At 70.4% G+C, this 25,443-nt stretch carries 27 protein-coding genes; 16 read left to right on the plus strand and 11 right to left on the minus strand.

Annotated elements, in window-relative coordinates; all coding sequences use genetic code 11:
* The first annotated feature begins 110 nt into the window (after positions 1-110).
* The 5 genes from ACFYPG_RS21450 (at position 111) to ACFYPG_RS21470 (ending at position 5,405) form a co-directional block, all read left to right on the plus strand.
* The gene (locus ACFYPG_RS21450; protein ID WP_387353592.1) at positions 111-1,121 is read left to right on the plus strand and encodes a carboxypeptidase regulatory-like domain-containing protein; all 1,011 of its coding nucleotides are present in this window, start codon (positions 111-113) and stop codon (positions 1,119-1,121) included.
* Between the two features lie 66 nt (positions 1,122-1,187).
* Complete coding sequence (locus tag ACFYPG_RS21455; RefSeq protein WP_387353594.1) at positions 1,188-1,703, plus strand: sigma-70 family RNA polymerase sigma factor; 516 nt, start codon at positions 1,188-1,190, stop codon at positions 1,701-1,703.
* Positions 1,693-2,892 (plus strand): WD40/YVTN/BNR-like repeat-containing protein, encoded by a 1,200-nt coding sequence (locus ACFYPG_RS21460; RefSeq protein ID WP_387353595.1) that lies wholly within the window; start codon positions 1,693-1,695, stop codon positions 2,890-2,892. Before ACFYPG_RS21455 ends, ACFYPG_RS21460 begins: the two co-directional genes overlap by 11 nt.
* Before the next feature lie 80 nt (positions 2,893-2,972).
* A complete protein-coding gene (locus ACFYPG_RS21465) occupies positions 2,973-3,335 on the plus strand; it encodes an SCP2 sterol-binding domain-containing protein (RefSeq protein WP_387353597.1) in 363 nt (120 codons plus the stop codon).
* A 3-nt stretch (positions 3,336-3,338) separates the two neighbouring features.
* Positions 3,339-5,405: a glycogen debranching N-terminal domain-containing protein gene (locus ACFYPG_RS21470; RefSeq protein ID WP_387353598.1), complete on the plus strand. Its 2,067-nt coding sequence runs from the start codon at positions 3,339-3,341 to the stop codon at positions 5,403-5,405.
* Here ACFYPG_RS21470 and ACFYPG_RS21475 read toward each other — a convergent pair.
* On the minus strand, positions 5,398-5,937 hold the full coding sequence (locus ACFYPG_RS21475; RefSeq protein WP_387353600.1) for a hypothetical protein: 540 nt from the start codon (positions 5,935-5,937) through the stop codon (positions 5,398-5,400). The two genes, ACFYPG_RS21470 and ACFYPG_RS21475, sit on opposite strands and share 8 nt — an antisense overlap.
* 90 nt (positions 5,938-6,027) lie before the next feature.
* Positions 6,028-6,981, minus strand: coding sequence for a helix-turn-helix domain-containing protein (locus ACFYPG_RS21480; RefSeq protein ID WP_387353602.1), 954 nt, complete (start codon positions 6,979-6,981; stop codon positions 6,028-6,030).
* Positions 6,982-7,075: 94 nt separating this feature from the next.
* Here ACFYPG_RS21480 and ACFYPG_RS21485 point away from each other — a divergent pair, with 94 nt between their 5' ends.
* Together ACFYPG_RS21485 and ACFYPG_RS21490 are read left to right on the plus strand one after the other, a co-directional pair.
* A complete protein-coding gene (locus tag ACFYPG_RS21485) occupies positions 7,076-8,086 on the plus strand; it encodes a saccharopine dehydrogenase NADP-binding domain-containing protein (RefSeq protein ID WP_387353604.1) in 1,011 nt (336 codons plus the stop codon).
* A 248-nt stretch (positions 8,087-8,334) separates the two neighbouring features.
* Complete coding sequence (locus ACFYPG_RS21490) at positions 8,335-9,843, plus strand: DUF1996 domain-containing protein (protein ID WP_387353606.1); 1,509 nt, start codon at positions 8,335-8,337, stop codon at positions 9,841-9,843.
* Positions 9,844-9,925: 82 nt separating this feature from the next.
* Here ACFYPG_RS21490 and ACFYPG_RS21495 read toward each other — a convergent pair whose 3' ends face one another.
* Positions 9,926-10,432, minus strand: coding sequence for a hypothetical protein (locus ACFYPG_RS21495; protein WP_387353608.1), 507 nt, complete (start codon positions 10,430-10,432; stop codon positions 9,926-9,928).
* Positions 10,433-10,598: 166 nt separating this feature from the next.
* On the opposite strand from ACFYPG_RS21495, the gene ACFYPG_RS21500 reads away from it, so the two are divergent.
* Positions 10,599-11,315, plus strand: coding sequence for a carbonic anhydrase (locus tag ACFYPG_RS21500; protein WP_387353610.1), 717 nt, complete (start codon positions 10,599-10,601; stop codon positions 11,313-11,315).
* 5 nt (positions 11,316-11,320) lie between these two features.
* Here ACFYPG_RS21500 and ACFYPG_RS21505 read toward each other — a convergent pair whose 3' ends face one another.
* Positions 11,321-11,797: a hypothetical protein gene (locus ACFYPG_RS21505; RefSeq protein WP_387353612.1), complete on the minus strand. Its 477-nt coding sequence runs from the start codon at positions 11,795-11,797 to the stop codon at positions 11,321-11,323.
* Positions 11,798-12,167: 370 nt separating this feature from the next.
* Here ACFYPG_RS21505 and ACFYPG_RS21510 point away from each other — a divergent pair, with 370 nt between their 5' ends.
* Both ACFYPG_RS21510 and ACFYPG_RS21515 read left to right on the plus strand, forming a co-directional pair.
* The gene (locus ACFYPG_RS21510; protein ID WP_387353614.1) at positions 12,168-13,355 is read left to right on the plus strand and encodes a DUF418 domain-containing protein; all 1,188 of its coding nucleotides are present in this window, start codon (positions 12,168-12,170) and stop codon (positions 13,353-13,355) included.
* Between the two features lie 9 nt (positions 13,356-13,364).
* On the plus strand, positions 13,365-14,456 hold the full coding sequence (locus tag ACFYPG_RS21515) for a winged helix DNA-binding domain-containing protein (RefSeq protein ID WP_387353616.1): 1,092 nt from the start codon (positions 13,365-13,367) through the stop codon (positions 14,454-14,456).
* Between the two features lie 8 nt (positions 14,457-14,464).
* On the opposite strand, the gene ACFYPG_RS21520 is transcribed toward ACFYPG_RS21515, so the two are convergent.
* From ACFYPG_RS21520 to ACFYPG_RS21540, 5 genes are all read right to left on the minus strand, one after another.
* Entirely contained in the window at positions 14,465-14,908 is a 444-nt protein-coding gene (locus ACFYPG_RS21520; protein WP_387353618.1) for a DUF5990 family protein, read from the minus strand.
* Positions 14,909-14,922: 14 nt separating this feature from the next.
* A complete protein-coding gene (locus tag ACFYPG_RS21525) occupies positions 14,923-15,573 on the minus strand; it encodes a TMEM175 family protein (RefSeq protein ID WP_387353619.1) in 651 nt (216 codons plus the stop codon).
* 20 nt (positions 15,574-15,593) lie between these two features.
* A complete protein-coding gene (locus ACFYPG_RS21530; protein ID WP_355007842.1) occupies positions 15,594-16,121 on the minus strand; it encodes a pyridoxamine 5'-phosphate oxidase family protein in 528 nt (175 codons plus the stop codon).
* Positions 16,122-16,188: 67 nt separating this feature from the next.
* Positions 16,189-16,935, minus strand: a complete 747-nt coding sequence (locus ACFYPG_RS21535; protein ID WP_387353621.1) for an MBL fold metallo-hydrolase — start codon at positions 16,933-16,935, stop codon at positions 16,189-16,191.
* A 33-nt stretch (positions 16,936-16,968) separates the two neighbouring features.
* Positions 16,969-17,373: a nuclear transport factor 2 family protein gene (locus ACFYPG_RS21540; protein ID WP_387353623.1), complete on the minus strand. Its 405-nt coding sequence runs from the start codon at positions 17,371-17,373 to the stop codon at positions 16,969-16,971.
* A 67-nt stretch (positions 17,374-17,440) separates the two neighbouring features.
* Between ACFYPG_RS21540 and ACFYPG_RS21545 the strand changes: the two genes are divergently transcribed.
* The 5 genes from ACFYPG_RS21545 to ACFYPG_RS21565 all read left to right on the plus strand — a co-directional run bounded on the left by ACFYPG_RS21545 (position 17,441) and on the right by ACFYPG_RS21565 (position 23,208).
* Complete coding sequence (locus ACFYPG_RS21545; RefSeq protein WP_387353625.1) at positions 17,441-17,977, plus strand: TetR/AcrR family transcriptional regulator; 537 nt, start codon at positions 17,441-17,443, stop codon at positions 17,975-17,977.
* Positions 17,978-18,088: 111 nt separating this feature from the next.
* Positions 18,089-18,790 (plus strand): DUF4396 domain-containing protein, encoded by a 702-nt coding sequence (locus ACFYPG_RS21550; RefSeq protein ID WP_387353626.1) that lies wholly within the window; start codon positions 18,089-18,091, stop codon positions 18,788-18,790.
* 183 nt (positions 18,791-18,973) lie between these two features.
* Entirely contained in the window at positions 18,974-21,589 is a 2,616-nt protein-coding gene (gene rph, locus ACFYPG_RS21555; RefSeq protein ID WP_387353628.1) for a rifamycin-inactivating phosphotransferase, read from the plus strand.
* 26 nt (positions 21,590-21,615) lie between these two features.
* Complete coding sequence (gene bla / locus ACFYPG_RS21560) at positions 21,616-22,539, plus strand: class A beta-lactamase (RefSeq protein ID WP_387353629.1); 924 nt, start codon at positions 21,616-21,618, stop codon at positions 22,537-22,539.
* A 39-nt stretch (positions 22,540-22,578) separates the two neighbouring features.
* Positions 22,579-23,208 (plus strand): VOC family protein, encoded by a 630-nt coding sequence (locus ACFYPG_RS21565; RefSeq protein ID WP_355007835.1) that lies wholly within the window; start codon positions 22,579-22,581, stop codon positions 23,206-23,208.
* Positions 23,209-23,219: 11 nt separating this feature from the next.
* On the opposite strand, the gene ACFYPG_RS21570 is transcribed toward ACFYPG_RS21565, so the two are convergent.
* Positions 23,220-23,687 carry a DUF3592 domain-containing protein gene (locus ACFYPG_RS21570; RefSeq protein WP_387353631.1) on the minus strand — a complete coding sequence of 156 codons (468 nt, stop codon included), beginning with the start codon at positions 23,685-23,687 and terminating at the stop codon, positions 23,220-23,222.
* 60 nt (positions 23,688-23,747) lie between these two features.
* Positions 23,748-24,662 carry an SDR family NAD(P)-dependent oxidoreductase gene (locus ACFYPG_RS21575; protein WP_387353633.1) on the minus strand — a complete coding sequence of 305 codons (915 nt, stop codon included), beginning with the start codon at positions 24,660-24,662 and terminating at the stop codon, positions 23,748-23,750.
* 100 nt (positions 24,663-24,762) lie between these two features.
* Here ACFYPG_RS21575 and ACFYPG_RS21580 point away from each other — a divergent pair, with 100 nt between their 5' ends.
* Positions 24,763-25,428, plus strand: a complete 666-nt coding sequence (locus ACFYPG_RS21580) for a TetR family transcriptional regulator (RefSeq protein WP_387353634.1) — start codon at positions 24,763-24,765, stop codon at positions 25,426-25,428.
* Positions 25,429-25,443 lie beyond the last annotated feature (15 nt).

Below are 25,443 nucleotides of genomic sequence, written 5' to 3' on the forward strand. Positions count from 1 at the left end.
TGACGCTATGCGGTACCCGTGAGTCAGCATCGCGACATTGACCGATATAGATCAAATACTGACCGTTACCGTCTGCTCACCGTCGCCGCGACACCGGACGGACCACGCCAGTGAGCCGCACACTCCTGCGCCACCTGACCGCCACCATCGCCGTCGCCCTGCTCGTCGTCGAAGCCGCCGCGCCGGCCGCTGCGCGTACCCCCGAATCGCCCGCGCCCGGCGGCGTCCGCACCGTCGTGCGCGACGCGGCGACCGGCGCGCCGGTCCCCAGGGCCTGCGCCGCGCTCGTCCCGGTGGACGCCGCGGCGTTGGCGGCGGTCACCCTCGGCGAGGACCAACTCGGCCGGTACGGAGACTGCGCCGACGAGCTGGGCGTGCTGGTGAGCACGAACGTCGCCCCGGGAAGGTACCGACTGCTGGTGCGCCCCTACGACACGACGACGCACGGCTGGCAGTGGGTGGGCCGGCACGGCGGCACCGGCGACCGTGAGCGGGCACAGGTGGTCCAGGTCCGGGCCGGCGCGGTGACCGACGCGCCGACCGTCCGGCTCGACCCGCCGGGCACCATCGTCGGAGTGGTGACCGACGCGGCGACCGGCGCACCGGTCAACCGCGCCCTGGTCATGGTCGTGCCGTACGTGCCGCATCCCAAGTACGACGACCACGGCCCGACCACCGACGAGGACGGCCGCTACACGATCACCGGCCTCGGGCCGTACCACTGGCCGGTGCAGTTCGCCGCCTACGGGCTGGCGACCGTGTGGTCCGGTGGGGTGGGCAGCCGGCAGCAGGCACGGCCGGTGCGGGTCCGCGCGCACCAGACGGCGACCCTGAACCAGGCGCTGCCCGCCGGCATACCGCTGGGTGGAGCGGTAGTGGTCGATGAGCTGGCCACCTACGCCCAGGTGATCGCGTTCGACGCGGCGACCGGGGACCTGGCCGGCGTGGCGGACGCGGGCAGCGCTTACGCCCTGCGCCTGCTCCCCGGGCAGCGGGTGAAGCTGCGCTGCGACTGTGCGTACGCCCCGCCGGTGTGGCACCGCGACGCAGCCGGCTTCGACGCCGCGACCCCCGTGCGGGTCCGCCGGGCGCCGGTCGTGGTGGACTTCAACCTCGACTGACCCGGATTCTGGCCGGCCGCCGGAACCTTCTCCCGGGCCCGTGGGTGGGAGTGGTGGAGAAGGGGGGTGACGGTGTCCGACGGCGATCCGATCTCCGAGCTCTACGCCAGCTGTTTCCGACGCCTCGTCGTTCAGCTGTACGCGGTGACCGGTGACCTGACCGAGGCGCAGGAGGCGGTCCAGGAGGCGTTCACGCGAGCACTGATGGCGCCAGGGCGGTTCGCCGAACTGGAGAACCCGGAGGCCTGGTTGCGTCGCGTCGCGGTGAACTGGGCCCGCAGCCGGTACCGCCGCCGTCGGGTGCTCGACGGGCTGCTGCGCCGCATCGGTCCACCGCCGGCCGTCGCCGACCACTCCCCGGAGCACCTCGCCCTGCTCTCCGCGCTGCACGTGCTGCCCGAGGGGCAGCGACATGCGCTGGCCCTGCACTACCTCGTCGACCTGCCGGTGGACGAGGTCGCCGCGACGCTGGGCGTCTCGTCCGGGACGGTGAAGTCCCGGCTGTCGCGGGGCCGGGTCGCTCTGGCGGCCTTGCTCGCCGACACCGACACCACGGAAACCGGGAGGATCGATGTCCGGTAGTGAGTTCTCCGGGTTCGACGTCGACACCGTCACCGAGGCCGTGTCGCAGCCGCCCCTCGACGAGCTGCGCACCACTGCCCGATCCCGTCGGCGCCGGTCGGTCGCGACGGTGACCACCGCACTGGTCGTCCTGGCCGGGCTGACGGTCGTACCGCTGGTGGTCGAGCCGGACCGGGGCGCGCCGGCCGACCCGCCGACACCGTCAGGTGCGCAGTTCAGCGAGTTCACGCTGACCGGGCCCGACTCCGGGGTCGACGTGCGGCAGGACGGCTGCGTCGTGCGCTTCTCGTACACCGGCGACGCCGGCCGCAGCTGGTCGGACTGGGACGCGGCGCGCTTCGAGGGCACCCGATGTGCGGCCGACACCGCCGCAGCGACGCCGAGCAGCAGCATGGACTTCTCCGTGCTCGGTGAGCGGTCCTATCTGGTCACCAACGACGGGCTGGCCCACCTCTCCACCGACTACGGCCGCACCTGGCGGGACGCGGACTCCGCGATCGTCGCCGTTCCCACGTTCCCGGCGACGGCCCGACCGGTCCTGTGCGGGTTCGGCTGTGCGCCGGTGGTGGAGCCGCTCGCGGTGGACCCGTTGAGCGGAACGGTGTACCGCCTCACCGCCACGGCGCCGAGCCTGCTTCCGCTGTTCAGCCTCTACCCGGCGGCGGACGGCAGCATCTGGGCCACGTACCACGGCGGCCAGGAGTCGACAGTCGCGCGCAGCGCCGACCGAGGCGCGACCTGGACCACCTGGGATGTGGGCGACGACGCGTACGTGATCACGGCGGTGGGGCTCGACGACCGGGAGGGGTACGTGCTGACCCAATCGTCGGCGGGTGGCGAGGTGCGGCTGCTGCGGACCACCGACGGCGCGAAGAGCTGGACGGACACCGGCGTCGACCTGCCGGATCAGCTGCACTACGACCTCACGGTGGGGTCGGACCGGTCCCTGCTGGCGATCACCGCCAGTGGGGGCACCGAAGCCGACCGCCGTGCGCGGCTGCTGGTCAGCCGGGACGATGGGCGAAACTTTACCGTCGTCCGGGAGTACGGTCGGCTCGTCGGGTCGGTCAGTGTCGCGCCGGGCTACGCCTGGCTCTTCGGGCGTGACGACGGGTCGACGGGCGAGCCGGACCACGTCCTCGTCACCACCGACGCGGCCACCTGGACCCGCTTCTCGCTCGCACCCTGAACAACGGGGCACCACCGGCGTTAGTAGTGCGCGGCAGCGGGTAGCCGGCATCCGCTCTTACCAGCGTCCGGGGAGGTGGGATGTCGGAGACCAGCGCCTTCTTCGAGCGATTGACGGTCGCTGGCCAGGATCCACTGTTCAGCAAGGTCTGTGGCAGGGTGCGATTCGACATCGGCGACGACGGCGACCTGGAACAGTGGCTGCTGGACATCGATCACGGCCGGATGCGGGTGACCCGAAGCGGGGCCCCCGCCACCACTGTGATCCGGGTGTCCGCGCAGCTCGCGGACGCGATGGCGCGGGGCGAGGTGAACGGGCTGGCGGCGATCACCCGGGGCGAGATCATGGTCGACGGCGATCTCGCCCTGGCGTTGCGCCTCGGGCGACTGTTTCCGCGAGAGCCCGGGCGGCTTCGGCGCGAGGATCCCGACGGTGGGACGTGACCGATGAGGGACATCGCGGGCACGGTGGCGTGCATCGACGGCAACACCTTCATGGTGTCCGACGCCAGCGGCGACGTGCAGTCGTCCCCGAGCACCCCGGTCGGCCTCTTCGCCGCCGACACACGCTTCCTGTCCCGCTGGAGGCTCACCGTCAACGGCGAGTGCTTGACAGCGCTGTCGGTCGACGACAGTCAGTACTTCGAGGTCACGTTCTTCGCGGTGCCGGGCGCGGCGGTGGACTACGTGGAGGCCGACGTGTCGGCCATTCGGCGCAGGCGCATCGGCCCGGACCTCACCGAGTCGCTGACGATCTTCAATTACGGCGACCGGGACATGACGCTCGACGTACGTCTGGAGGTGGCCGCCGACTTCGCCGACATCTTCGAGATCAAGTTCGACACCGGCGCCAAGAGCGGCGCGTACTACACGCACGTCGGCCCGAACGAGTTGCGCCTGGGCTACCGGCGCGGCACCTACCGCCGTGAGGTCGTCGTGTCGGCGAGTGAGCCCGCGGAGTTCGACCCGGGCGGCCTCCGGTTCACGGTCCGGCTGCGCCCCGAGCAGCAGTGGTCGACCCAGTTGCAGGCCGTCATGCTGGCGTTGCGTCCGGACGGCGTCGACCTGCGCGCCGCCCTGCGCGCCCAACGGCCGGACGAATCCACCCTGCCTGCCAGCGTGCGGTCCTGGGTCGCGGCGGCCCCGACCCTGGACACCGAGAGCGTCGGCCTCCAGCAGGTCTACCACCGCAGCCTGGTGGACCTGGCGGCGGTGCGCTTCGCCCCGCTCTCGCTCAGCGGCGCGAGCGTACCCGCGGCCGGGTTGCCCTGGTTCATGACCCTGTTCGGCCGCGACAGCCTGCTGACCTGCCTGCAGACCCTGCCCGTCACCCCGGCGCTGACCCCACCGACGCTGCGCATCCTCGCGTCGCTGCAGGGCGTCCGGACCGACGACGTGTTGGAGGAGGACCCGGGCCGGATCCTGCACGAGCTGCGCTACGGGGAGTCGGCCGCGTTCGAGGAACAGCCGCACTCGCCCTACTACGGCACTGTGGACGCCACACCGCTGTTCGTGGTGCTGCTCGACGAGTACGAGCGGTGGAGCGGCGACACGGCGCTGGTGATGGAGTTGGAGCAGGAAGCCCGCGCGGCCCTGGCCTGGATCGATCGGTACGCGGACCTCACCTCCACCGGCTACGTCTGGTACCAGCGACGCAACCGCGTCACCGGCCTGGACAACCAGTGCTGGAAGGACTCCTGGGACAGCATCTCCTATGCCGACGGCCGACTGCCGGGCTTCCCGAGGGCCACCTGCGAAACCCAGGGGTACGCCTACGACGCGAAGATCCGGGGGGCACGACTGGCCCGCACCTTCTGGGGCGACACTGCCTACGCCGAGCGGCTGGAGAGCGAGGCCGCGGCCCTGTACGACCGGTTCAACCGGGACTTCTGGCTTGAGGACCGCGGCTTCTACGCCCTCGCGCTCGACCACGACGGCACCCCCGTGGACGGCCTGTCGTCCAACATCGGGCACCTTTTGTGGAGCGGCATCGTGCCACCGGAGCGGGCTGCCCGGGTGGTCGAGCACCTGATGGGTCCGGCCCTCTTCTCCGGGTGGGGGGTGCGGACGTTCGCCGAGGGGCAACGCCGCTACAACCCGCTCGGCTACCACAACGGCACGGTCTGGCCGTTCGACAACTCGTTCATCGCCTGGGGTCTGCGCCGTTACGGGTTCGGCAACGAGGCGGCCCGCATCGCCGAGGGCATCCTCTCCGCCGCCACCTACTTCGAGGGTCGTCTGCCCGAGGCGTTCGGCGGGTTCGACCGGGACACCACCCGGTTCCCGATCCGGTATCCGACCGCGGGCAGCCCGCAGGCGTGGTCCAGTGGGGCCTGCATGCTGCTGATCCGCACCATGCTGGGGATCAACCCGCACGACGACCACCTGGCCGTGGACCCGGCGCTGCCGTCGGCGTTCGGGCGGATCGCGCTGCTGGACATCCCCGGCCGGTGGGGCAAGCGCGACGCGTTCGCCCGGCAACGCCCGGACAGCGGTGGCGGCCCGGTCAGTTGACGGTGAAGCCGCCGTGGGCGCGTGTCTCGCGCAGCCAGCCGAGCCAGCCCACCCACAGCGCGTCGGTCTCCCACTCGGCGCGCGGGGTGGTCGGCGACGCCTCGTAGAGGACCAACGCCTGTTCGATCTCGGTCCTGCCCACCACCCAGGGACCGTTGCTCGTCAGCTTGAACTCGGGGATCCCCACCCTGCCGGGGCGGGTCTGCGCGGATGCCGCCCGTTCGGCCTCCCGGTAGGCCGTTCGTCGGCGCTCGTCGCTGGTGCGCCAGTCGTCGACACTGTCGAACGGCCAGTCCGGAAAGGGATGTGGGGTCGCCTGGTAGGTCATGCCGGCGGACCGCATGCGCTCCCGACAGAACGCCATGCCGACGATGTTGAGCGCGAACTGGTAGGCGGCCGCGAGCGACGAGTACTCGTTGTAGCACTGTGGCCAGTTGCCGCACGAACCGTTCAGCTCCATGCACTCTTCAGCCTGGGCGCGCGCGATCGCGGCGGGCTCGGGCAGATCGACGTACTCGAAGTTGTAGCCCATCGGATCCCCCCCGAGCACCGGCAGAGCAGGAGCTTGGCATTCTGCCCGACGTCGGCGAGCGACGCCTTCCCGCGTACCCCCGGTCAGGATTCAGCCGACGGTGGACCTGGTGGCCCGGAAGGTACGCCGGTACGCGTCCGGGGGCACGCCGACGGTGCGGTGGAAGTGTCGACGCAGTGTCGCGGCGGTGCCCATGCCGGCCGCCTCGGCGACGGCGTCGATGCTGTCGTCGGTGTTCTCCAGCAGCTCCTGGGCACGGCGGACGCGCTGCGTCGACAGCCACAGCAGTGGGGTGGTGCCGGTGGCCGAACGGAAGTGGCGGGCCAGGTTGCGTGAGCTCATGTTCGCCTGCCGAGCCAGGTCCTCGACGGTCAGCGGCCGGTCCAGGCGGGCCAGGGCCCAGGGAAACAGGGTGGCCAGCGGGTGGTCGTCACGGGCGGGCACCGGGGTGGTGACGTACTGGGCCTGACCACCGGCGCGGTGCGGCGGCACGACCAGGCGCCGGGCGACGGCGTTGGCGACCGTCGAGCCGTGGTCGCGGCGGATCAGGTGCAGGCACAGGTCGATCGCGGCGGCCTTGCCGGCGGAGGCGAGCACGGTGCCGTTGTCGACGTAGAGCACGTCAGGGTCGACGCGGACCCGGGGATAGCGGGCGGCCAGCGCCTGGGTGTGGGCCCAGTGGGTGGTGGCCCGCTGCCCGTCCAGCACCCCAGCGGCGGCCAGCACGAACGCGCCGGTGCACAGCGAGACCATCCGGGCGCCCGCCAGGTGGGCCGCGCGGACCGCGTCGAGCAGGTCGGGGGGTACGTCCCCGTCGACGTCCTCGACCGACGGGATGATCACGGTGTCGGCGCGGGCGAGGCGGTCCAACCCGTCGTCGGGTGCCAGCAGGAAGCGGCCGACCCGGACCGGGCCGGGACCGCAGATCGCCACGTCGTACCAGGGATCGGCCAGGCCGGAGGGGTCGTGGGCGAAGACCTCGCAGGCAAGGGCCAGCTCGAAGTGGAGCATCCCGTCGGTGGCGGCGATCGCGACAAGGGTCATGTCCGAAACTATACGAGGGTTGGCGTTCCCGACACTGGTCGGTCGCTGGACGCCGCGGGAGGCTGGACCCAGACGATCTTCCGAGGGGGCAGCGATGGGTTACAACGTGGCGGTGTTCGGGGCGTACGGGCACACCGGACGGTTCGTGATGGCGGAGCTGCGTGAGCGCGGGTTCGGCGCGCTGCCGGTGGGCCGTGACCCGCGCCGGCTGGCGGCGTTCGGGCCCGGCTACCGGGTGGCGTCGGCCGACGATCCGGCCTCGCTCGACGCGGCGCTGGCCGGTGTGGACGCGGTCATCAACTGCGCGGGTCCGTTCGCGTCGACCGCCGCCGGTGTGATCGAGGCCGCGCTGCGCGCCGGGATCCCGTACGTGGACGTGGCGGCCGAGATCGAGGCCAACCTCGACACGTTCACCCACTTCACCGAGCGCGCCCGGGCCGCCGGTGTCGCGGTGGTCCCGGCGATGGCCTTCTTCGGCGGGCTCGGTGACCTGCTGGCGACGACGGCGATGGGCGACTGGACGTCGGCCGACGAGGCGCACGTCGCGTACGGACTGAGTAGCTGGCACCCGACGGCCGGGACGGTCGCCGCGGGCGTCGTGTCCCGCGAGCGCCGCGCCGGCCGTCGGGTCCGCTACACCGGCGGCCGGTTGGAGTACCAGTCCGGCGGGGACCTGCCGAGGGTGGACTGGGACTTCCCCGCGCCGCTGGGTCGCCGCAGCGTCCTCGGGGAGTTCAGCATGGCCGACGTCGTCACCATCCCCCGTCACCTGGTCATCCCCGAGGTCCGCACCTACATGACCGTCGACGCCGCCAGCGACCTCACCGCCGCGGCGGCGCCGGTAGCGGTCGACGGGCGGGGCCGGTCCGCGCAGACGTTCACTGTCGACGTCATAGTGCGTCGCGGCGACGAGCGCCGCCGTGTCGTGGCCAGCGGCCGGGACATCTACGCCGTCAGCGCACCACTGGCCGTGGAAGCGGTCGGGCGCGTGCTCGATGGTCGGACGAGGACCAGCGGCGTCGCCTCCGCCGGCGAGATGTTCGACGCGCCCGACTTCCTGCGCGCGCTGTCGCCGGCCATCCGCGTCGAACCGGTCAGCGACTGAGACCGAGAATTCGCCGACAATTCGTTACTGAAAATTCGTAATCGTCGCACCGTAACCGGGCGGCAGGACTTAAAGGAAACTTAAGGCTGGACGAGCGAAAAATTGTCATCCGGAGCCGTCGCGCCGGCTGCCAGGGCGCTTGCCGACCGGCCTCCTTAATTCTTTTCCCGCGAGTTGATGCAGGCCTCTGACGTGCACATACTCCTTCCGACAGAGCTTCACCGTCGACTCGAAGGAAACCACTGGTAATGCGGACTCCCCCCGCGCACGTCGCACCGCCGGATCGGGCGCGAAAGCGTCGTCGCCTCACTCGCATCACGCTCGCCTCCGCGGTTGCCGCCGCGCTGGCCGGCAGCGGCATCTACATCGCCGGCGCTCAGGCCGAAGAGGTCGCCGTGCCCGGCCGCGTGCAGGCAGAGGCCTTCGCGGCACAGTCCGGGGCGCAGACCGAGGGCACCGGCGACGCCGACGGCGGCCGTAACGTTGGCTGGCTGGCCAGCGGCGACTGGCTGCGCTTCGACAATGTGTCGGTGACGGGCGCCGACCTGACCGCCCGGGTCGCCTCGCACAACGCCGCCGGCGGCACCGTCGAGTTGCGCCTCGGCGCGCAGGACGGTCCACTGCTGGCCGGCTTCCCGATCGCCCAGACCGGCGGTTGGCAGAAGTGGACGACCGTCACCGCGAAGGCGTCGGCCGTGCCGTCCGGCGCGCAGACCGTCTTCGCGGTCATGAAGAGCGCCTCGAAGTCGGACTTCGTGAACCTGAACTGGTTCACGTTCGGGCCCGCGACGGGCACGTCGCCCAGCGCGTCGGCCACGCCGAGCACATCGGCCGCCCCTTCGGCCACGCCGAGTTCCACCGCGTCCGCGTCCCCGTCGACGTCCGTCCCGCCGAGCCCGCCGGCCGGCGGCTGGGTGCCCGTCGACCAGGCACAGTGGAGCAGGGAACTGGCGGCCTTCAACGCCATGAAGCCGAAGGCGGTTCCGCCGGGCACCACCCGGGTGCCGGAATTCCACACCGACTGCGGCGTCGCGAACTCGGCCCCGGACGATCCGATCGTCCTGCCTGGTCTCGCTGGCGCCTCGCACATGCACACCTTCTTCGGCCCGAAGATCGACGCCTTCACCACGACGGACAAGCTGTTCGACGCGGCGAACACCTGTAACGCCCCCGGTGACAAGAGCGCCTACTGGACCCCGGAGCTGCGCAAGGACGGCAAGGCGGTGCCGATCAAGAGCATGCGCATCTACTACGGCTCGCGGGTCAAGGACCCGTCGACCGTCAAGCCCTTCCCGCCGGGTCTGAGGGTGGTCGAAGGTGACGCCAAGCGGCAGGTGGACACCCCGAAGAACGCCGGTAGCAACCAGTTCTGGTGCGCGGGTAGCGCGGAGATCGGCCGCAGCGCCGACGGCAACTGGCCGAAGTGCGCCCCCGGCGGCAACCTGATCTTCCAGCTCGTCTTCAAGGACTGCTGGGACGGCAAGAACATCGACTCACCCGATCACAAGTCGCACATGGGCGACCCGGTGAACGGCGTCTGCACCGGCAAGTACCCGGTGGCCGTTCCGGATCTCTCCTTCATGGTCAACTATGAGTCGCTGGGGGGTGACGGCCTCAGCCTCTCCTCCGGCAAGCCGTCATCCATGCACGGCGACTTCATGAACGCCTGGGAACCGGAGCGTCTCGGCGACCTGGTGAAGTCCTGCCTCAACCAGAACGCCAAGTGCGGCGTCGACACGACGTTCGCCGGCGGCTGACCACCGCCTGCGATGCGACGGCCCCCACGCTGAGGCGTGGGGGCCGTCCGTCACCGCACCCGGTGCGACCGGGACACGAGGGTCAGATGACCAGCGTGAATCCCGCCGCCTTGCACGCGGCAGAGATGTCCTTGCCGGCCTTCTCGAAGGCCGGGTTGTCGGCGGCGGTCGCCGGGTCCGCCGCAGCCGCGGCCTTGGCCGCCTCCGCGCCGAACGCCCGCAGGGCAGTGGCCACCTTGCCGTCGCCGGTCGAGGCGACCACGGCGATCTTCTTGTCCAGGTCGTTCAGGATCTTCTGGTAATCCGCCGCCGACGCCTCGCCGGTCGTGGCGACCTTGACCAGCTCGGCCTTCATCTCGTCGCTGACCTTCTTCGCCGACTCGCAAAGCTCCTTGTCGCTCGCGGCGCCCGCCGCAGGCGACGAGGCCGGCGTGGCGGCAGCGGAGGTGGCCACTGCGGACGGGGCTGCGGTGGTGGCAGCGGGCGTGGTGGATCCGGCGGTCGTCGCCTTGTCGGCGTCGCCACAGGCGGCGAGGGTCGTCGAAACGGCAAGGATCAACATGGCGGAGGCAAGACGGGAAGATTTCACGGACGCGGACGATATCCGAAGTCCAAACGTTGATCAATTCGCTCGGCGATCGGCCACTTCGCGTGCTGTCAGCGGCGATGTCACCGTCGCCCACTGGCCACCGCACGGTAACCACCAATGTGGACGGGAGCTGGTAGGAAGAGGCGAGTTGCCTCACCTCAGGGAGATGATCGTGGCACGTTCGCACCTGTCCCGTCGTTCGCTGCTGACCGCCGGTGGCGCCGCCGCTGTGGCCCTCGGCGCGGCCGCAGCCAGCCCGTCCGCCGCCTCCGCCGCGCCAGCCGAAAGCCCGATCGACACGCCGACGGAGGCGCTGCGTCGGCTACAGGCCGGCAACCGGCGGTTCACCTCCGGTCACGGCCGGCACCCGCACCAGAGCCTGTCCGACCTGCACCGGCTCGCCGCCGGCCAGCACCCGTTCGCCATCACGGTCGGCTGCGCGGACTCCCGGGTGGCCCCCGAGGTGCTCTTCGACCAGGGGCTGGGTGACCTGTTCGACAACCGGGTGGCCGGCAACATCGTCGACGACCTGCTGCTCGGCAGCGTCGAGTTCGCCGTGGAGGAGTTCGGCAGCCTGCTGGTCGTCGTCCTCGGCCACGAACGCTGCGGCGCGATCACCGCCACCATCGACGCCATCCACACCGGCGGTACGGCGCCCGGGCACATCGGGACCATCGTGGACGCCCTGCGCCCGATCGTCGAGCCGGTGCTGAACCAGCCCGGCGACCCCGTGGAGAACGGGGTGCGCGCCAACATCGCCGCCCAGGTGGAGGCGCTCAGCGCACGCAGCACCATCATCGCCGAGAAGGTGCACGAGGGCGCGCTGCGGGTGGTGGGCGCCCGCTACGACCTGGACAACGGGCGGGTTTCCCTGGTCGCCTGAAATTGTCACCCGATTCTGGGCCACCGGGACGGCGACGCTGGTCGGTCATCCACTGCCGCCGACCAGCGCCGCCGGTCGCGTCGCGGCCGACGGGTACGGCGGTAGTAGGACCATTCGGCCAGTGGCAACGCGATCGTCCAGGCCAACAGGAGCGGGAGACCGATCAGGACGCCGGTCGGGGTGAAGATGTCCTCCGTGCCGGGCTCCCTCAGGTCCGCCGCGAACTGCCAGGGCAGGGTCGCCGAGTAGCCGATCATCAGGGCGTATCCCAGCACCGTTGGCGTCAGCGGCAACCACTGTGGCACCCGACGTCCGCGCAGCCATGGCACCCACCGGGGGAAGACCACGCCCCAGTCCTTGATGAGCCCCAGCGCCAGTACGCCGCCGAGCCCGGCGAGGACGCACAGCAGGCCCAGGTAGAACGCGCCGGGCGGCAGGCCCAGAAAGCCGTCGACCGGGTGGTCCCCCCACGCCGGGCCCACGACCGTGGTACCACTCGCGGAACGGACCGGGATGGGCGAACACCGGGATGCCGAGGATCCATGGCACGTGCAGCGGGATGAAGCCCAGTACGGGGGCCATCCACGCCACGTGCCCGGCTCGGCGGGCCCAGGACGGCGGTGGTGGCGGGGCGGGCATGGCATTCGTGTGCGGTGTTCAAGTCACGGCGTCGTCTCCATCAGCGGCGGGCGTTGGCACATCCGAGATCACCGTCGCCGAACGGCGCGGCGAGCGGATCGCCGCGCGGAGGGAGTCGTCTCCCCCGCCGTAGGAATGGCGCCCTTTCGTCACAACGGTGCGTGTGACGAAAGCACTTCCCGGCAGCGGGCCGCGTTCCGGAGGCTGGACACCATGAATGTGACCCGGCTCGACCCACCGGGCGACGGCCACCCACAGCCCTCGCCCGGGGACACCCGCGCCCGCATCACCGTCGTGGACGCACTGCGCGGCTGCGCGCTGCTGCTCATCCTGCTGGTGAACATCGCGTTCTTCAGCTCCGGCTACGACTTCCACCTGGTCGAGGACCCGACGCACGGCGCGGTGGACGTGCTGATCGCCGGCGCGGTGGAGCTGTTCTTCGCGATGAAGGCCTACCTGCTGTTCGCCTTCCTGTTCGGTTACAGCTTCACCCTGCAACTCGACTCCGCGGCTCGGCGCGGAGCGGCGTTCCGCCCGGCGTTCCTGCGGCGGCTCTCGGGGTTGTTCGTTCTCGGCGTGCTGCACGCGGTGCTGCTGTTCCACGGCGACATCCTCACCACGTACGCGCTGCTCGGTCTCGTGCTCCTCGCGGTCCGGCGGATCGAGCCCCGCACCGCGCTGATCGCGGCGGCGACCATCATCGGCGGCATCGCCGTGGTGGTCGGGGTCGCCGCGGTCCTCGGCGCCACACTGGTTCCGGACGAGGCCGCCGCGCTCGGCGCCGGCGCGCGTTCCACGCTGGCTCTGGGCGGCGGCTTGGACGATGTCGTCCTGGAGCATCTTCGGTCGATGCCAGCGATGATCGGCGGCCTCGCCGTGCAGGGGCCGCTGGCGTTCGCGGCGTTCCTGGTCGGTCTCGCCGCCGGCAAGCAGCGGCTCCTCGCCACCCTGCCCGCCCACGAGGGCCTGCTACGCCGGTGCGAGAAGGTGGGGTACCCCATCGGTCTGGCCGGCGCCGCCGTGTTCGCGGTCGGTGGTTCCACCGCGAACCTGACCGGACTGATGGTCAGCATCGTCACCGCGCCGTTCCTGGCCGCCGCCTACGCCGCGACCCTGCTGCGACTGTTCACGCGGCGGCCGCGCCTCGCGGACGCGTTCGCGCCCGCCGGGCGGATGGCCCTGACCAACTACCTGGCCCAGTCGCTGGTGTGCGTGCTCGTCTTCACCGGCCTCGGGTGGGGCCTGGTCGGCCGCACCTCGCCGGCACAGACACTGCTGATCGCACTGGTGATCTTCGCGGGGCAACTGGTGGTCAGTGCGTGGTGGCTACGGCGGTTCCGGTACGGCCCCGTCGAATGGGCGCTGCGCGCCTGGACCCACCGGGCGCGCCGCCCCAACTAGGGTGCTGACATGGTCGATCGGCACCAGGTGATGAACTTCCGGGTCCGGGCCCAGCAGCTCGACCGCGACGAGGGCACAATCGCCGACACCGCCGTCCTGGACCTCGGGGTGCAGAACACCGGTCCGGACGGCGCACGGTGGGCGCTGGCGGTACGCGGGGTCGACGTGACCACGTTGTCCGACACCGACCTGGTCCTGCTGTGGACGGTGCGGGGCGCTCCCCACCTCTACCGCCGGGCCGACGTTGCCAAGGTGGCGGCGGCGGTCGAACCCTTCTCCGAGGCCGACGCGGGCAAGCGCATCTACGACGCCGCGAAACCGTTGAAGGCCGCCGGCATCGACACCCTCGAGGCCCTGGACGAGATCGCCGACCGGATGCGTGCCATCGTCAGCACGCCCACCGTCAAGGGGGACGTCTCCGGCCGCCTGGCCACCATGCTGCCCGAGCCCTATCTGCGGTTCTGCCGGCCCTGCGACGCCACGCACCTCTACGAGATGCCGTTCCGGCTCGCCGCCGTGCGGGCCGGAGTGGAGCTGCAGCTCGACACCTCACCACCGGTCCTGCGGCGCATCACCGGCTTCAGGAAAGCAGGCACCGCTGGTGACCGCTTCGACCTCATCCGCGCCTATCTTCGCCTGCTCGGCCCGGCCACCCCGAAACAGGTCGCCGACTACCTCGACTCCCCCGTGAAGGACGTGAAGGCGCACTGGCCCGACGATGTGATCGAGGTGACGGTCGACCGCGAGGTGCGCTCACTGCTGGCCGCCGACGAGGAGGCGCTGGCGTCCGCCGACGGCACTGTCACCCGACTGCTCGGCCCGTTCGACCTGTTCCTCCAGGCCAAGGACCGGGCAACGCTGGTGCCGGACGCCACCCACGCCAAGGAGCTGTGGCCGGTGTTGGGTCGCCCCGGCGCCGTCCTGGTCGACGGCGAGCTGGTGGGCACCTGGCGGCCCCGCAAGTCCGGCAGGACGTTCACCGTCGCCGTCCAGCCGTGGCAGCGGTTGTCGGACGCCACACGTAAGGCCATCACCGTGCAGGCCGAACGCCTCGCGGCGTACCGTTCCGTCTCCCTCAGCGGCGTCGACTTCGGCAGCTAGACGGCTACTCACTCCACCGTCCACGAGATCGCGGGCGGGTGCACCCGAGCGCAGACGGGCTCACCGGCGGCATCGGTCAACCCGACCCGGCCGACCAGCGTCCCGTTGTCCTCATGGGCGGCGCGCAGCAGTTCGGTCGGCACGTCGGTGAACATCAACTTCGCTCGTCGGAACATGGCGAAGCCGTCAGGGGTCAACGCGCCCCAGCTCAGATAGAGAAACCGCGCCCCGGGGCGGCCGTGCACCCAGGGGCCGCCGACGTCGAGCGCACCGTCGACCTCACGGCTGGACACCTCGAAGGACCAGGTGGCGCTGGCCGCGTCGGCCGGGACCTGATGGACCACCTCGGCCTTGCGCTGAACCCCGACGTGTACGTTGCCCCGCCGCAGCGCGTCGGCCTCCGCACCGGGACGCTGACCTGGGAGATCGCTGCCGTCGATCCGGATCCGCATGGCACCGACTCTAGTTAGTCGGCCGGTTGCCCAGCGGTGTCGTCCTCGCCGTACTCGCCGCGGATGGGCAGGTAGTAGGCGGGCAGGAACCCAGCGATGATGGCGACGCCGGCGATCGGCACGAACGCGCCGACGAGGATGCCGGAGCCGATCCAGACCAGCGCGAGCGCGAACCGGCGACCGATGGCCCGCGCACCGATGGGACCGAGGCCGGGGTCCAGCAGTCCGGCCCGCCGAAGGTGCGCCCACACGATGTTGAAGAGAGCCGCCGCCGTCCACAGTGTGCCGCCGTAGACGACGACCGACGCGCGCAGCCCCTGCTCCGCGCGCAACGCGTCGGCGAGCAGTGACGTGGAGAACGGCAGGAACGCGATGACCATCAGGAGCAACGTGTTGAGGAACAGGACCCCTCGGTCGACGTGCCGGACACGGTCGAACATGACGTGGTGATTCACCCACACCTGCCCGATGAGCAGGAAGCTCAACGCGTAGGCCAGGTACGACGGCCAGAGCGCACCGAGCCCCTGAACGAGGCGCTCGAAGTCGTCGGGCGGTTGGATCTCCAGCACGAGGAGCGTCACGGCGATCGCGAAGACAGCGTCGCTGAAGGCCAGCAACCGGCCCGGGCTACGGGTGAGCCGTGAAGTTTCCCTTTTGGGAGGCACGTAGCGAATTATGCAATAAATCAGCTTCCGTCATTGACGGAGCGACGCCAGAACTGGCGTGGCGCAAAACCTTCACGTCGCAGCCAGTGCTCGGTGTAGACGATCCGCTCTGCCTCGACGACCACGAGTGTGTTCTCGGGTGGCTCGGACAGCGCCCGCCCCTGCTCGGCGTGCTCGTTCTCCCACCGAACCGCTTCCCAGTAGTGCGCGCGGTCCGGATGCTGCGGCGCAAGTACCCTGGCCGTCCCGAACAGTTGGGCGCCGCGGCTGCTGGCCAACCCGACCAGCGGCGCGAAGATGCCGATGGACACGCGCGGGTCGGCGGCGATGTTGCGGATCTTCGGAGACCGTGGCGCGGCGGTGAAGAGCACCGCGAAGCCGAGCGGGTAGTACCGCACCGGGGTGGCCAACGGACCGTCCGGCCCTGCGGTCGCGAGCACGCACATGTTCTGCGACGACAACAGGTTGAGCAGGCGCTCCTCAAGCCGTTCACGATCGAGCCGCTTGGCTGGTGTGGGCTCCGACAGCCAGGGATTCGTCAACGGCATACGACGTCCTCGATCATGGCGAGCACCCTAACCGCGTGACCCGCCGTCGAGATCGGCAGGTCGCGCCCTACGCCGTTCTGCGCAGGTAGGTCTCGGCCAACTGGCGAAGGCGCGTGCGCTCGAAGCTGTCCCCGTGGCCGGGATGGACGAGGGACACGTCGAGGTCGACGAGGGCCTGCATGCTTCGGCGGTACGCGGCCACATCGGAGTTCGGCAGATTGTCGATCAGGGCACCCTCGTAGATGATGTCGCCCGAGTACAGCGTCCCGGTGTGTTCCTCCAGCAGGGCGATGCTCCCGGGCGTGTGGCCGGGAAAGTGCAGCACTGTCAGCACCCGCCCGCCCAGGTCGATGCGGTCGCCGTCGCCGAGCAGACGGTGCAGGGTCATCGGTGCGACGCGGTAGGCAGCCGGGTCGTAATCGGGATCGGGCAGAACATCGATCATGAGATCCGGAATGTCTTCTCCGGCACCGGCGATGCCCAGCTTGTCGAAGAGTTCCACCCCGTACAGGCTCGCCGGTACGCCCGCTGCCAGGATCCCCGCCTCGGCCGGGTGGGCGGCCCGGTCCCCGAACTCCGACGCCCCGCCGACGTGATCCAGGTGCGCGTGGGTGAGCACGACCATCGGATCACGCTCGAACAGGCTCGGAATCGCCTCCCGCAGAGCGACGACACCGAGCCCGGCGTCGATCACGATGTCCCGATCGTTGCCCCGCAACCACCAGAAGTTCGCCGACAGCAGTTCGTTGACGTGTGGTTCCGAGACCCGGACGACGTCGCCGTCCGTTTCGGCCCGCGTGTACCAGTCGACCATGACCGAGAGTGTGCCAGCGCGGAGATGCCTCTTCTATCCCTGACCGACGGCCTGAGCGATGGCGAGGGTGTGCTGGTACTCGCGCCAGTGGGCCAGTTTGCCGTCCCGGGTCCGCAGCACCCCGATGAATGGCGCCGAGGCGGTCAGCCCGGTCGCCGTGTGGGTGCCGACCAGTTCGTATTCGACCACGATCACCTCGGGATCAGCGGTCTCGTGCAGGAGCACGTTGCGACAGTCATCGAACCGGACCGGGAACATCGCCCTGCCGGCCTGGGTGTGTTCAAGGACCTGCTGCTTCCCTTCGATACGGGTAGGGCGGCCGGGTGCGGCAAACGGCGTCTCGAGCACCACGTCGTCGGCGAGCGAGTCGGCCTCGTAGGTGGGCAGGTTCGCGAGCCACCGGGCGCGCATGCTGTCGAAGATCTCGCTTGGTGTCACGTCGTCCTCCTGGATAATGAGTCATGACTCGACTTATCCGTACGAGAATAATGAGTGGAGACTCACTTTGATAGAGGGGTCGCCGCTGCGTGCCGACGCGCAGCGCAACCGGGCACGCATCCTCGACGCCGCCGAGGCGATCTTCGCCGAGTTCGGTACCCGTGCGTCCACCGAGGAGGTGGCCCGCAGGGCCGGCGTTGCCATCGGTACGGTCTTCCGGCACTTTCCCACCAAGGACGACCTGCTTGCCGCGATCATGAAGCGACTGCTCGCGCAACTCGTCGAGGAGGCCGGAAAACATGACCTCTTCACGTTCTTCACCCACCTGGTGGCGCAGGCCGCCGCGAAGAAGACCGTCGTCGACCTGCTCGCCGGGTCCGGGGTGGACATCCGGCTTCCCGACGCGGTGAGTCACCTGGAGGAGGCGGTGGGCAGGCTGCTGGAGCAGGCGCGAGCCGCCGGAGCCGTCGCCGACTCGGTACGGCTACCCGAGACGATGGCGCTCCTCAGCAGCCTGTGCCAGGGCGCTCTGCATGGTGGGTGGAACCAGCAGTTGCAAGCCCGAACGCTCACGGTCGTCTTCGCCGGCCTGGAGCGCGACTGACCGCAGCAGACGGGGCCAGCACCGCTCCGGCACAAGGGCCGGGAACGCCCGAACCGCCAATCCGGACGAGTACGACATGAAAGACTCGCCCGGCTGGCGGAAGGGGCGGGGATGCAACCAACCTGGCTCGTGGCGCTCTCCTGGGCTTCGCTGGCGGTCGGCGTCGTCAGCTTCGCGGTCGTGCTGGCCGACACCTATCTGCGCGGGCACCGTCAGCCGGTCCGGGTCATGGAGATCGTCTGGCTGGTGACCGTCCTCTACATCGGCCCGGCCGCCGTCCGCCTCTACTGGAACTGGGGCAGGCCCGAGGCGTTCTCTCGACGGCGGCAGGAGGGGCAACCGCGACGGCCCCGTCGGGGCATCGTCGTGACCCACGTGTCCCGCTGCGGCGCGCACTGCGCTCTCGGGTTCATCGTTGCCGAGATCGCCCTGTACGCCGTGAGATTCGACCCGGCCGAGGACCCGCTGTGGGTCGACTACGCCGGCGACTACCTGATGGCGGTGACGATCGCCGTGCTCTTCCGGTACTTCGCCGGGCCGGGTCGCAGCCTCGGAAAGGTCTGGCACGCGCTGTCGAAGGTCGGCAGGATCGAGCTGCTGACCATCACCGCGTTCGAGGTGGCGCTGTTCGCGTGGCTGACGCTCGCCCATCGGGTGGTCCTGCCGGAGCCACCCCTGCGACCCGACAGCGCCACGTTCTGGTTCGCCGGTCAGCTCGGGCTGATAGCTGGATTCATAGCGGCCTGGCCCACCGCCTCCTGGCAGCTCGGCCGAGGGCTGAAAATCGAGCAGCGCCGACTTCCCTACGACTGAGCGGGGGCCTGATCGCCCGTTCGGCCGCCCCGCCAAGAACAAACGGCAAGGAGATCACTCTCCCTGCCACTTCTAACGTATACCGCACCTGGGGGCTTGCGGCAAGACCCCGGTCGTGGCGCAGAATCGGCGGCCGGACCAGCACAAACGAGGTAACGGGGGCGCGACGTGGGTGTGTTGTCGATGGACGGGGACCGCGGCGACCGGGCACCACTGTTGGATCTTCGAGAGGTCGACGAGACGCAGGTGTCGGTGGTCGGCGGCAAGGCCGCGCACCTGGGCGCGCTGTCCCGGATCGACGGTATCCGGGTGCCGGCGGGGTTCTGCGTGACGACGGCGGCCTTCCGGAAGGTCATGGCGCAGACGCCGTCGATCGACGATCGGCTCGATCAGCTGTCGCGGTTGAGCCCGGACGACCGGGAGGCGATCAGCACGCTCAGCGCGGAGATCCGCCGCAGCGTCGAGGAGACACCGGTTCCGGGCGACCTGGCCGCCGCGATCACCGGCGCGCTCGCCCGGTTCGGCGAGCAGGCCGCCTACGCTGTACGGTCCAGCGCGACGGCGGAGGACACGCCCACCGCGTCCTTCGCCGGCCAGCAGGACACCTACCTGAACGTGGTGGGGCCGGAGGCGGTTCTGCGGCACGTCAGCCGGTGCTGGGCGTCACTGTTCACCGAGCGGGCCGTCATCTACCGCCTGCGCAACGGCATCGACCACCGCACCGTCCAGATGGCTGTCGTCGTACAGCGGATGGTTCTTCCGGATGCCTCCGGCATCCTGTTCACGGCGGACCCGGTGACGGGCGACCGGAAGGTCGCGACAGTCGACGCCAGCTTCGGCCTCGGCGAGGCCCTGGTGTCCGGTCTGGTGAACCCGGACGTCTTCACTGTGCGCGACGGTGAGGTGGTCGCCAGCACGGTCGCCGCGAAGGAGCGTGCCGTCACCGCGCTGCCCGGCGGCGGGACGCGGGAAGTGGCGATCGATCCGCAGCGGCAGGAGCTGCCGGCGCTGACGCAGGCTCAGGCGCTGCGGCTGGTGCGGCTCGGGCGACGGATCGAGGCGCACTTCGGCCGCCCGCAGGACATCGAATGGTGCCTGGTCGACGACGACTTCCAGATCGTGCAGAGCCGGCCGATCACTACGCTGTTCCCCGTCCCGGCGACCGACGACCAGGAGAACCACGTCTACCTCTCGGTCGGTCACCAGCAGATGATGACCGACGCCATGCGGCCGTTGGGCCTCTCCATGTGGCAGCTGACCGCCATGGCCCGGATGTTGGCGGCCGGCGGGAGGTTGTTCGTCGACGCCACCCGGCTGTTGGCCTCCCCCACCAGCCGCGCGGGCTTCCTCAAGATGGCGGGGCGCGACGATCCGCTGATGCGCGACGCGTTGGAGACCCTGCTCGACCGCCGGGACTTCGTTCCGACGCTGCCGGACCAGGCCGGTCCGGGTGGGCCGACGACCGGCGGCCCGTCCACCTCGGGCGAGGCCGACCCGGCGATCGTGACCGAGCTGATCGAGCGCAGCGAGGCGTCCATCGCCGCCCTGCGACGCGACATCGCGACGGTGACCGGTACGGCGCTGTTCGACTTCCTGCACGAGGCGTTCCAGGAGCACAAGCGGGTCCTCAGTGATCCGTTGAACATGCAGGCGATCATGGCGGGCATGGAGGCCACCTGGTGGCTCAACGACCGGCTGCACGAGTGGCTGGGCGAGAAGAACGCCGCGGACACCCTCACCCTCTCCGCCCCCGGCAACGTCACGTCGGAGATGGGGCTGGCGCTGCTCGACGTCGCCGACGTGATCCGTCCGTATCCGGAGGTGGTGGCGCTCCTTCAGGACGGCGCGCATGACGACTTCCTCGACGATCTGCCGAAGGTCACGGGCGGGGCCGAGGCGCGCGCCGCCATCGAGGCGTACCTCGATCGGTACGGAATGCGCTGCGTCGGCGAGATCGACATCACCAGGCCACGGTGGAGCGAACGCCCCGCCACGCTCGTGCCCGTACTCCTCGACAACGTCAAGCTCTTCGAGCCGGGCGCGGCCCGGCGGCGCTTCGAGCAGGGCCAACAGCGGGCGCGGCAGCAGGCACAAGAGGTGTTGACGCGCCTGCGGGCGCTGCCGGACGGGCAGCAGAAGGCCGACGAGACCGCGCGGATGATCGACCGGGTGCGGGCCTTCATCGGCTATCGGGAGTACCCGAAGTACGACATCGTCAGCCGCTACTTCCTGTACAAGCAGGCACTGCTGGCGGAGGCCGAGCGGCTGGTGCACGCCGGGGTGCTCGCCGAGCAGGAGGACGTCTTCTACCTCACGTTCCAGGAGTTCCACGAGGTGGTCCGCACACACCGGGTGGACGCCGAGCTGATCCGGCAGCGTCGCGACGAGTTCCGGGCGTACCAGGCGCTCACCCCGCCCCGGGTGCTGACCTCCGACGGCGAGGTCATCACCGGCGCGTACCGACGCGACGACCTGCCGGCCGGTGCCCTGGCCGGTGTGCCGGTGTCCGCCGGGACTGTCGAGGGACGTGCCCGCGTCATCCTGGACATGGCGCAGGCCGACCTCGAAGCGGGTGACATCCTCGTCACGGCCCACACGGACCCGAGCTGGACGCCGCTGTTCGTCGGCATCGCCGGCCTGGTCACGGAGGTCGGCGGGTTGATGACGCACGGCGCGGTGATCGCGAGGGAGTATGGCCTGCCGGCTGTCGTCAGCGTGCTCGACGCCACCCGGCTGATTCGCGACGGGCAGCGGATCCGCGTGCACGGCAGTGACGGGTACGTCGAGATCCTGCCCTGACCGACGGCACCCGCAGGAGGAGTGACATGGCGTTCCCGGCCCGGCGTCTGGCCACAGTGGTGGCCACGGCGGTGACAGTGGTGTCGCTGGCGGGGTGCAGCGGCGGCGGCAACCGCGACTCCACCGAGGCACGGACGACGCCGAGCCCGGAGGTGACCCTCGCACCGTCGCCGGCCGCCGATCAGGAGTTCCGTCGGCTGGAGGAGCAGTTCGGGGCGAGGCTGGGGATCTACGCCGTCGACACGGGCACCGGTCGCACCGTTGAGTACCGCGCCGACGAGCGGTTCGCGTACGCCTCGACGTGGAAGGCCCTCGCTGCCGCCCAGGTGCTCGACGGCACCACCGACGCCCAACTGGACCGGGTGGTGCGGTATCCGGCGCGGGACCTGGTGGCGCACTCCCCTGTCACCGAGAAGCACGTCGGCGAGGGCATGAGCCTGCGCGCTCTGGCCGACGCCGCCGTGCGCTACAGCGACAACACGGCCGGCAACCTGCTGCTGCGCCACCTCGGCGGGCCGGCGGGGTTCGAGGCGAAGCTGCGCGCGCTCGGCGACACGGTCACCGAGGCGGCCCGCTACGAGACCGCGCTGAACGAGGGAACACCTGGCGACGAGCGGGACACCAGCACCGCGCGGGCCCTGGCCGGCGACCTGCGGGCGTACACAGTGGGGGTTGCTTTGGAACCGGCGGACCGCGACGTGCTGCGCGGCTGGTTGCGGGGCAACACCACCGGCACGGCGCTGGTCCGCGCCGGGGTGCCGGCCGGCTGGGTGGTCGGGGACAAGACCGGGACCGGCGGGTACGGCACCCGCAACGACATAGCGGTGATCTGGCCGCCCGACCGGGCCCCGATCGTGCTGGCGGTGCTGTCCAGTCGCGACACGAAGGACGCCACCCCCGACGACGCGCTCATCGCCCGGGCCACCCGGGTGGTCGTCGCCCAGCTGTGAACGCCAGGAGGCAACACCGCCGATGTTAGGTTCGCCGACATGACTGCGCAGATCACTGCCGCGCATTTCCACGCGGCCGACGGGGTCGAGGACTGGCGCTCCCTCTACCACCTGGTTTCGGCCCACTTCCCGACCGGCTCACTGGCCGAGGGCATCGCGCTCGTCGACGAGATCGGCCGGCTCACCGACGAAACCCAGCAGCAGTACCTCAGCGTCGACCTGCGCGCCACCGGCGTGACAGTGAGCCTGGCTCGGCGCGACATCGCGTTGGCGCGGCGGATCTCGGCCGCAGCCAAGGAACTGGACATTCACGCCGATCCAACCGCCGTCCAACTCGTCAACATCACCCTCGACGCACTCGCCAGCGCGGACGTTCTGCCGTTCTGGCGGGCGCTGCTCGGCTACCGCCAGATCGGCGACGAATACCTGTTCGATCCGTTACGTCGCGGCCCGGGCTTCGGGTTGCAGCACATGGCCGAGGCGCGTCCACATCGCAACCGCATGCACCTCGACATAGCTGTCCCGCACGATCAGGCGGAGGCTCGCATCGCCGCTGCCCTGGCCGCCGGCGGCCGCCTGGTGTCCGACGCGCACGCGCCCATGTGGTGGGTCCTGGCCGACGCCGAAGGCAACGAGGCGTGCGTCGCTACCTGGGTCGGCCGCGACTGAGGCGGCCCGAACTACGCGCGGGCGGTCACCTGCCGTCGGCGGCGCCGTTGGAGAAGCTCGTGGATGACGCCCCACAGCCCGACGAACGCGAGCGCTGTCCCGCCGAGCGCGGGCAGGAACTCCGCCCCGTCTCGGGACACCCACAGCCGGCCATCCTCCGGGGCATCCGGCGAGTAGAGGACCGTGACGGAGTCACCGTCACGATTGACGGAGCCGCTGCGGGTGACCATCTCGCTGAGGACGACCTGCCGTCCACCGGGTACGGCGTACTGGAAGTCGTAGTGCGTCCCCTGGCGCTTCGCGCCCAACGGCGTCTCGGATGAGCTGATCAGCGTGGCGGTGTCGTAGACCTCCCCCGGCCAACCTCGACCATTCCAGATGATGGTGACGCCGATACCGGTCAGCAGGATCCCGCACAGGACTGCCGTCAGTGCGGCCCGCAGCGCCGAGACACCTGTGATGTTGCGGTATTCAGCCATGGCCGAGAGGATATTCGTGGCCTGCAAAGGGTTGCCGGGTAGGCGCAACGCTCGGCACTGTCACGCCGCGACGGCTGCCCGGCCCACCGGGAATCGCACGCCGGTGAGGTCCTCCGAGACATCCCAGAGGCGTTGCTGCACGCTCACGTCGTAGGAGTCGGGGCTGGAAGTGACAAGCCTCGGGTAACCGCGCGCCTCGCCGAGGCCGTCGGGGCCGTAGTACTGCCCGCCGAGGACTGACGGGTCGGTGGCGGCCCGCAGGATGGGCAGCGCGCCGGCCGACGGGGACTGGGTGATCGCCGGAGCGAGCCAGGTGATCGGTCCGCGGACGAGCGGCGGGGAGTTGCGCATCAGCTCGGTGTTGGAGACGCCGGGGTGTGCGGCCACCGCGACCGTGGTGCCGTGCGCGGCGAGCCGGCGCTGCAACTCGTAGGTGAACATCAGGTTGGCGAGCTTCGACTGGCCGTAGGCGCCGACCCGGCTGTACGAACGCTCCCACTGCAGGTCGTCGAAGTGGATGGCGGCGCGGATGCGGTGGCCGACGCTGCTGACCGTGACCACTCGCGAGCCGGGCACGGGCAGCAGCAGGTCGAGCACCAGGCCGGTGAACGCGAAGTGGCCCAGGTGGTTGGTGCCGAACTGCATCTCGAAGCCGTCGCGGGTGCTCTGCTTCGGGGTGTACATCACGCCGGCGTTGTTGATCAGCAGGTCGATCCGCGGGTGGGTGGCGCGCAGGCCCGCCGCGGCATCTCGCACCGATTCCAGCGAGGTCAGGTCCAGTTCCCGTACGGAGACGTCGCCGTTGATGCGGGCGGCGGCCAGTTTGCCCTTGCCTGTGTCGCGTACGGCCAGCACGACCGACGCCCCGCGCTCGGCGAGCCGCCGGGCGGTCTCGAAGCCCAGCCCGGTGTTGGCGCCGGTGACCACGGCCACCCGGCCGTCCTGGCGCAGAATCTGCTGCTCGGTCCACTTCATGTCAGGCTCCTTAGGTACCGCCGGTAACTTATGCCTGAACGGTAAGGTACCGGCGGTACACTGTCAAGGGACCGGCGGTACCTAAGCTAGGGTTGGTGTCATGACGTTCCAGCGGGCGCGCAGCGAGGAGCAGCGTGAGGTCCGACGCCGGGCCATTCTGGAGACGACCTCGGCGATGCTCGACGAGATGCCGGTGGCCGAGGTGACCCTGAACGAGCTGAGCCGGCGGGTCGGCCTGGCCAAGACGGCGGTGCTGCGCTATTTCGAGTCTCGCGAGGCGATCCTGCTCGACCTGCTGGACGACCGGACGGCGACCTGGCTGGCCGAGCTGGAGCAGGAGCTGGCCGACGGTGTCGACCTGAGCCGGCCGGCGATGGAACGGGTGGAGCAGACGGCCGACGTGCTCAGCCGATCGCTCGCCGCCCAGACGGTGCTCTGCGATCTGTTCGGCGCGCAGGGCGGGGTGCTCGAACACAACGTCTCGGTCGAGGTGGCCCGCCGGCACAAGCGGGCCGCACTGGGCAAGCTGGCGGTGATGGCCGGCCTCGTCCGGCGGCACCTGCCCGAGGCCGGCGACAACGCCGAGCTGTTCTGCCTGCACACCCTGATCATGGGTGGCGCACTGTCCGCCTACACCACACCGCCGCCGAGCCTGCTCGCCGTCTACGAGTCCGAGCCGGCGCTCGCGGTCCACCACGTCGACCTACGGACAGCCCTGCGGGTCGCCATCATCACGTCGCTCGTGGGCATGCTGCCGCGCTCCTGAGCCGCTGCGCGGAAC

This window comes from Micromonospora sp. NPDC005553 (genome assembly GCF_042871765.1).
GTDB lineage: Bacteria > Actinomycetota > Actinomycetes > Mycobacteriales > Micromonosporaceae > Micromonospora.

Coding starts and splice junctions, on each gene's coding strand:
- ACFYPG_RS21460 (WP_387353595.1), top strand. CDS start 1,693: ATGTCCGGTAGTGAGTTCTCCGGGTTCGACGTCGACACCGTCACCGAG.
- ACFYPG_RS21535 (WP_387353621.1), bottom strand. CDS start 16,935: ATGGTCGACTGGTACACGCGGGCCGAAACGGACGGCGACGTCGTCCGG.
- ACFYPG_RS21550 (WP_387353626.1), top strand. CDS start 18,089: ATGCAACCAACCTGGCTCGTGGCGCTCTCCTGGGCTTCGCTGGCGGTC.
- ACFYPG_RS21510 (WP_387353614.1), top strand. CDS start 12,168: ATGAATGTGACCCGGCTCGACCCACCGGGCGACGGCCACCCACAGCCC.
- rph (WP_387353628.1), top strand. CDS start 18,974: ATGGACGGGGACCGCGGCGACCGGGCACCACTGTTGGATCTTCGAGAG.
- ACFYPG_RS21465 (WP_387353597.1), top strand. CDS start 2,973: ATGTCGGAGACCAGCGCCTTCTTCGAGCGATTGACGGTCGCTGGCCAG.
- ACFYPG_RS21570 (WP_387353631.1), bottom strand. CDS start 23,687: ATGGCTGAATACCGCAACATCACAGGTGTCTCGGCGCTGCGGGCCGCA.
- ACFYPG_RS21470 (WP_387353598.1), top strand. CDS start 3,339: ATGAGGGACATCGCGGGCACGGTGGCGTGCATCGACGGCAACACCTTC.
- ACFYPG_RS21575 (WP_387353633.1), bottom strand. CDS start 24,662: ATGAAGTGGACCGAGCAGCAGATTCTGCGCCAGGACGGCCGGGTGGCC.
- ACFYPG_RS21500 (WP_387353610.1), top strand. CDS start 10,599: ATGATCGTGGCACGTTCGCACCTGTCCCGTCGTTCGCTGCTGACCGCC.
- ACFYPG_RS21485 (WP_387353604.1), top strand. CDS start 7,076: ATGGGTTACAACGTGGCGGTGTTCGGGGCGTACGGGCACACCGGACGG.
- ACFYPG_RS21515 (WP_387353616.1), top strand. CDS start 13,365: ATGGTCGATCGGCACCAGGTGATGAACTTCCGGGTCCGGGCCCAGCAG.
- ACFYPG_RS21480 (WP_387353602.1), bottom strand. CDS start 6,981: ATGACCCTTGTCGCGATCGCCGCCACCGACGGGATGCTCCACTTCGAG.
- ACFYPG_RS21475 (WP_387353600.1), bottom strand. CDS start 5,937: ATGGGCTACAACTTCGAGTACGTCGATCTGCCCGAGCCCGCCGCGATC.
- bla (WP_387353629.1), top strand. CDS start 21,616: ATGGCGTTCCCGGCCCGGCGTCTGGCCACAGTGGTGGCCACGGCGGTG.
- ACFYPG_RS21490 (WP_387353606.1), top strand. CDS start 8,335: ATGCGGACTCCCCCCGCGCACGTCGCACCGCCGGATCGGGCGCGAAAG.
- ACFYPG_RS21580 (WP_387353634.1), top strand. CDS start 24,763: ATGACGTTCCAGCGGGCGCGCAGCGAGGAGCAGCGTGAGGTCCGACGC.
- ACFYPG_RS21530 (WP_355007842.1), bottom strand. CDS start 16,121: ATGCCGTTGACGAATCCCTGGCTGTCGGAGCCCACACCAGCCAAGCGG.
- ACFYPG_RS21565 (WP_355007835.1), top strand. CDS start 22,579: ATGACTGCGCAGATCACTGCCGCGCATTTCCACGCGGCCGACGGGGTC.
- ACFYPG_RS21520 (WP_387353618.1), bottom strand. CDS start 14,908: ATGCGGATCCGGATCGACGGCAGCGATCTCCCAGGTCAGCGTCCCGGT.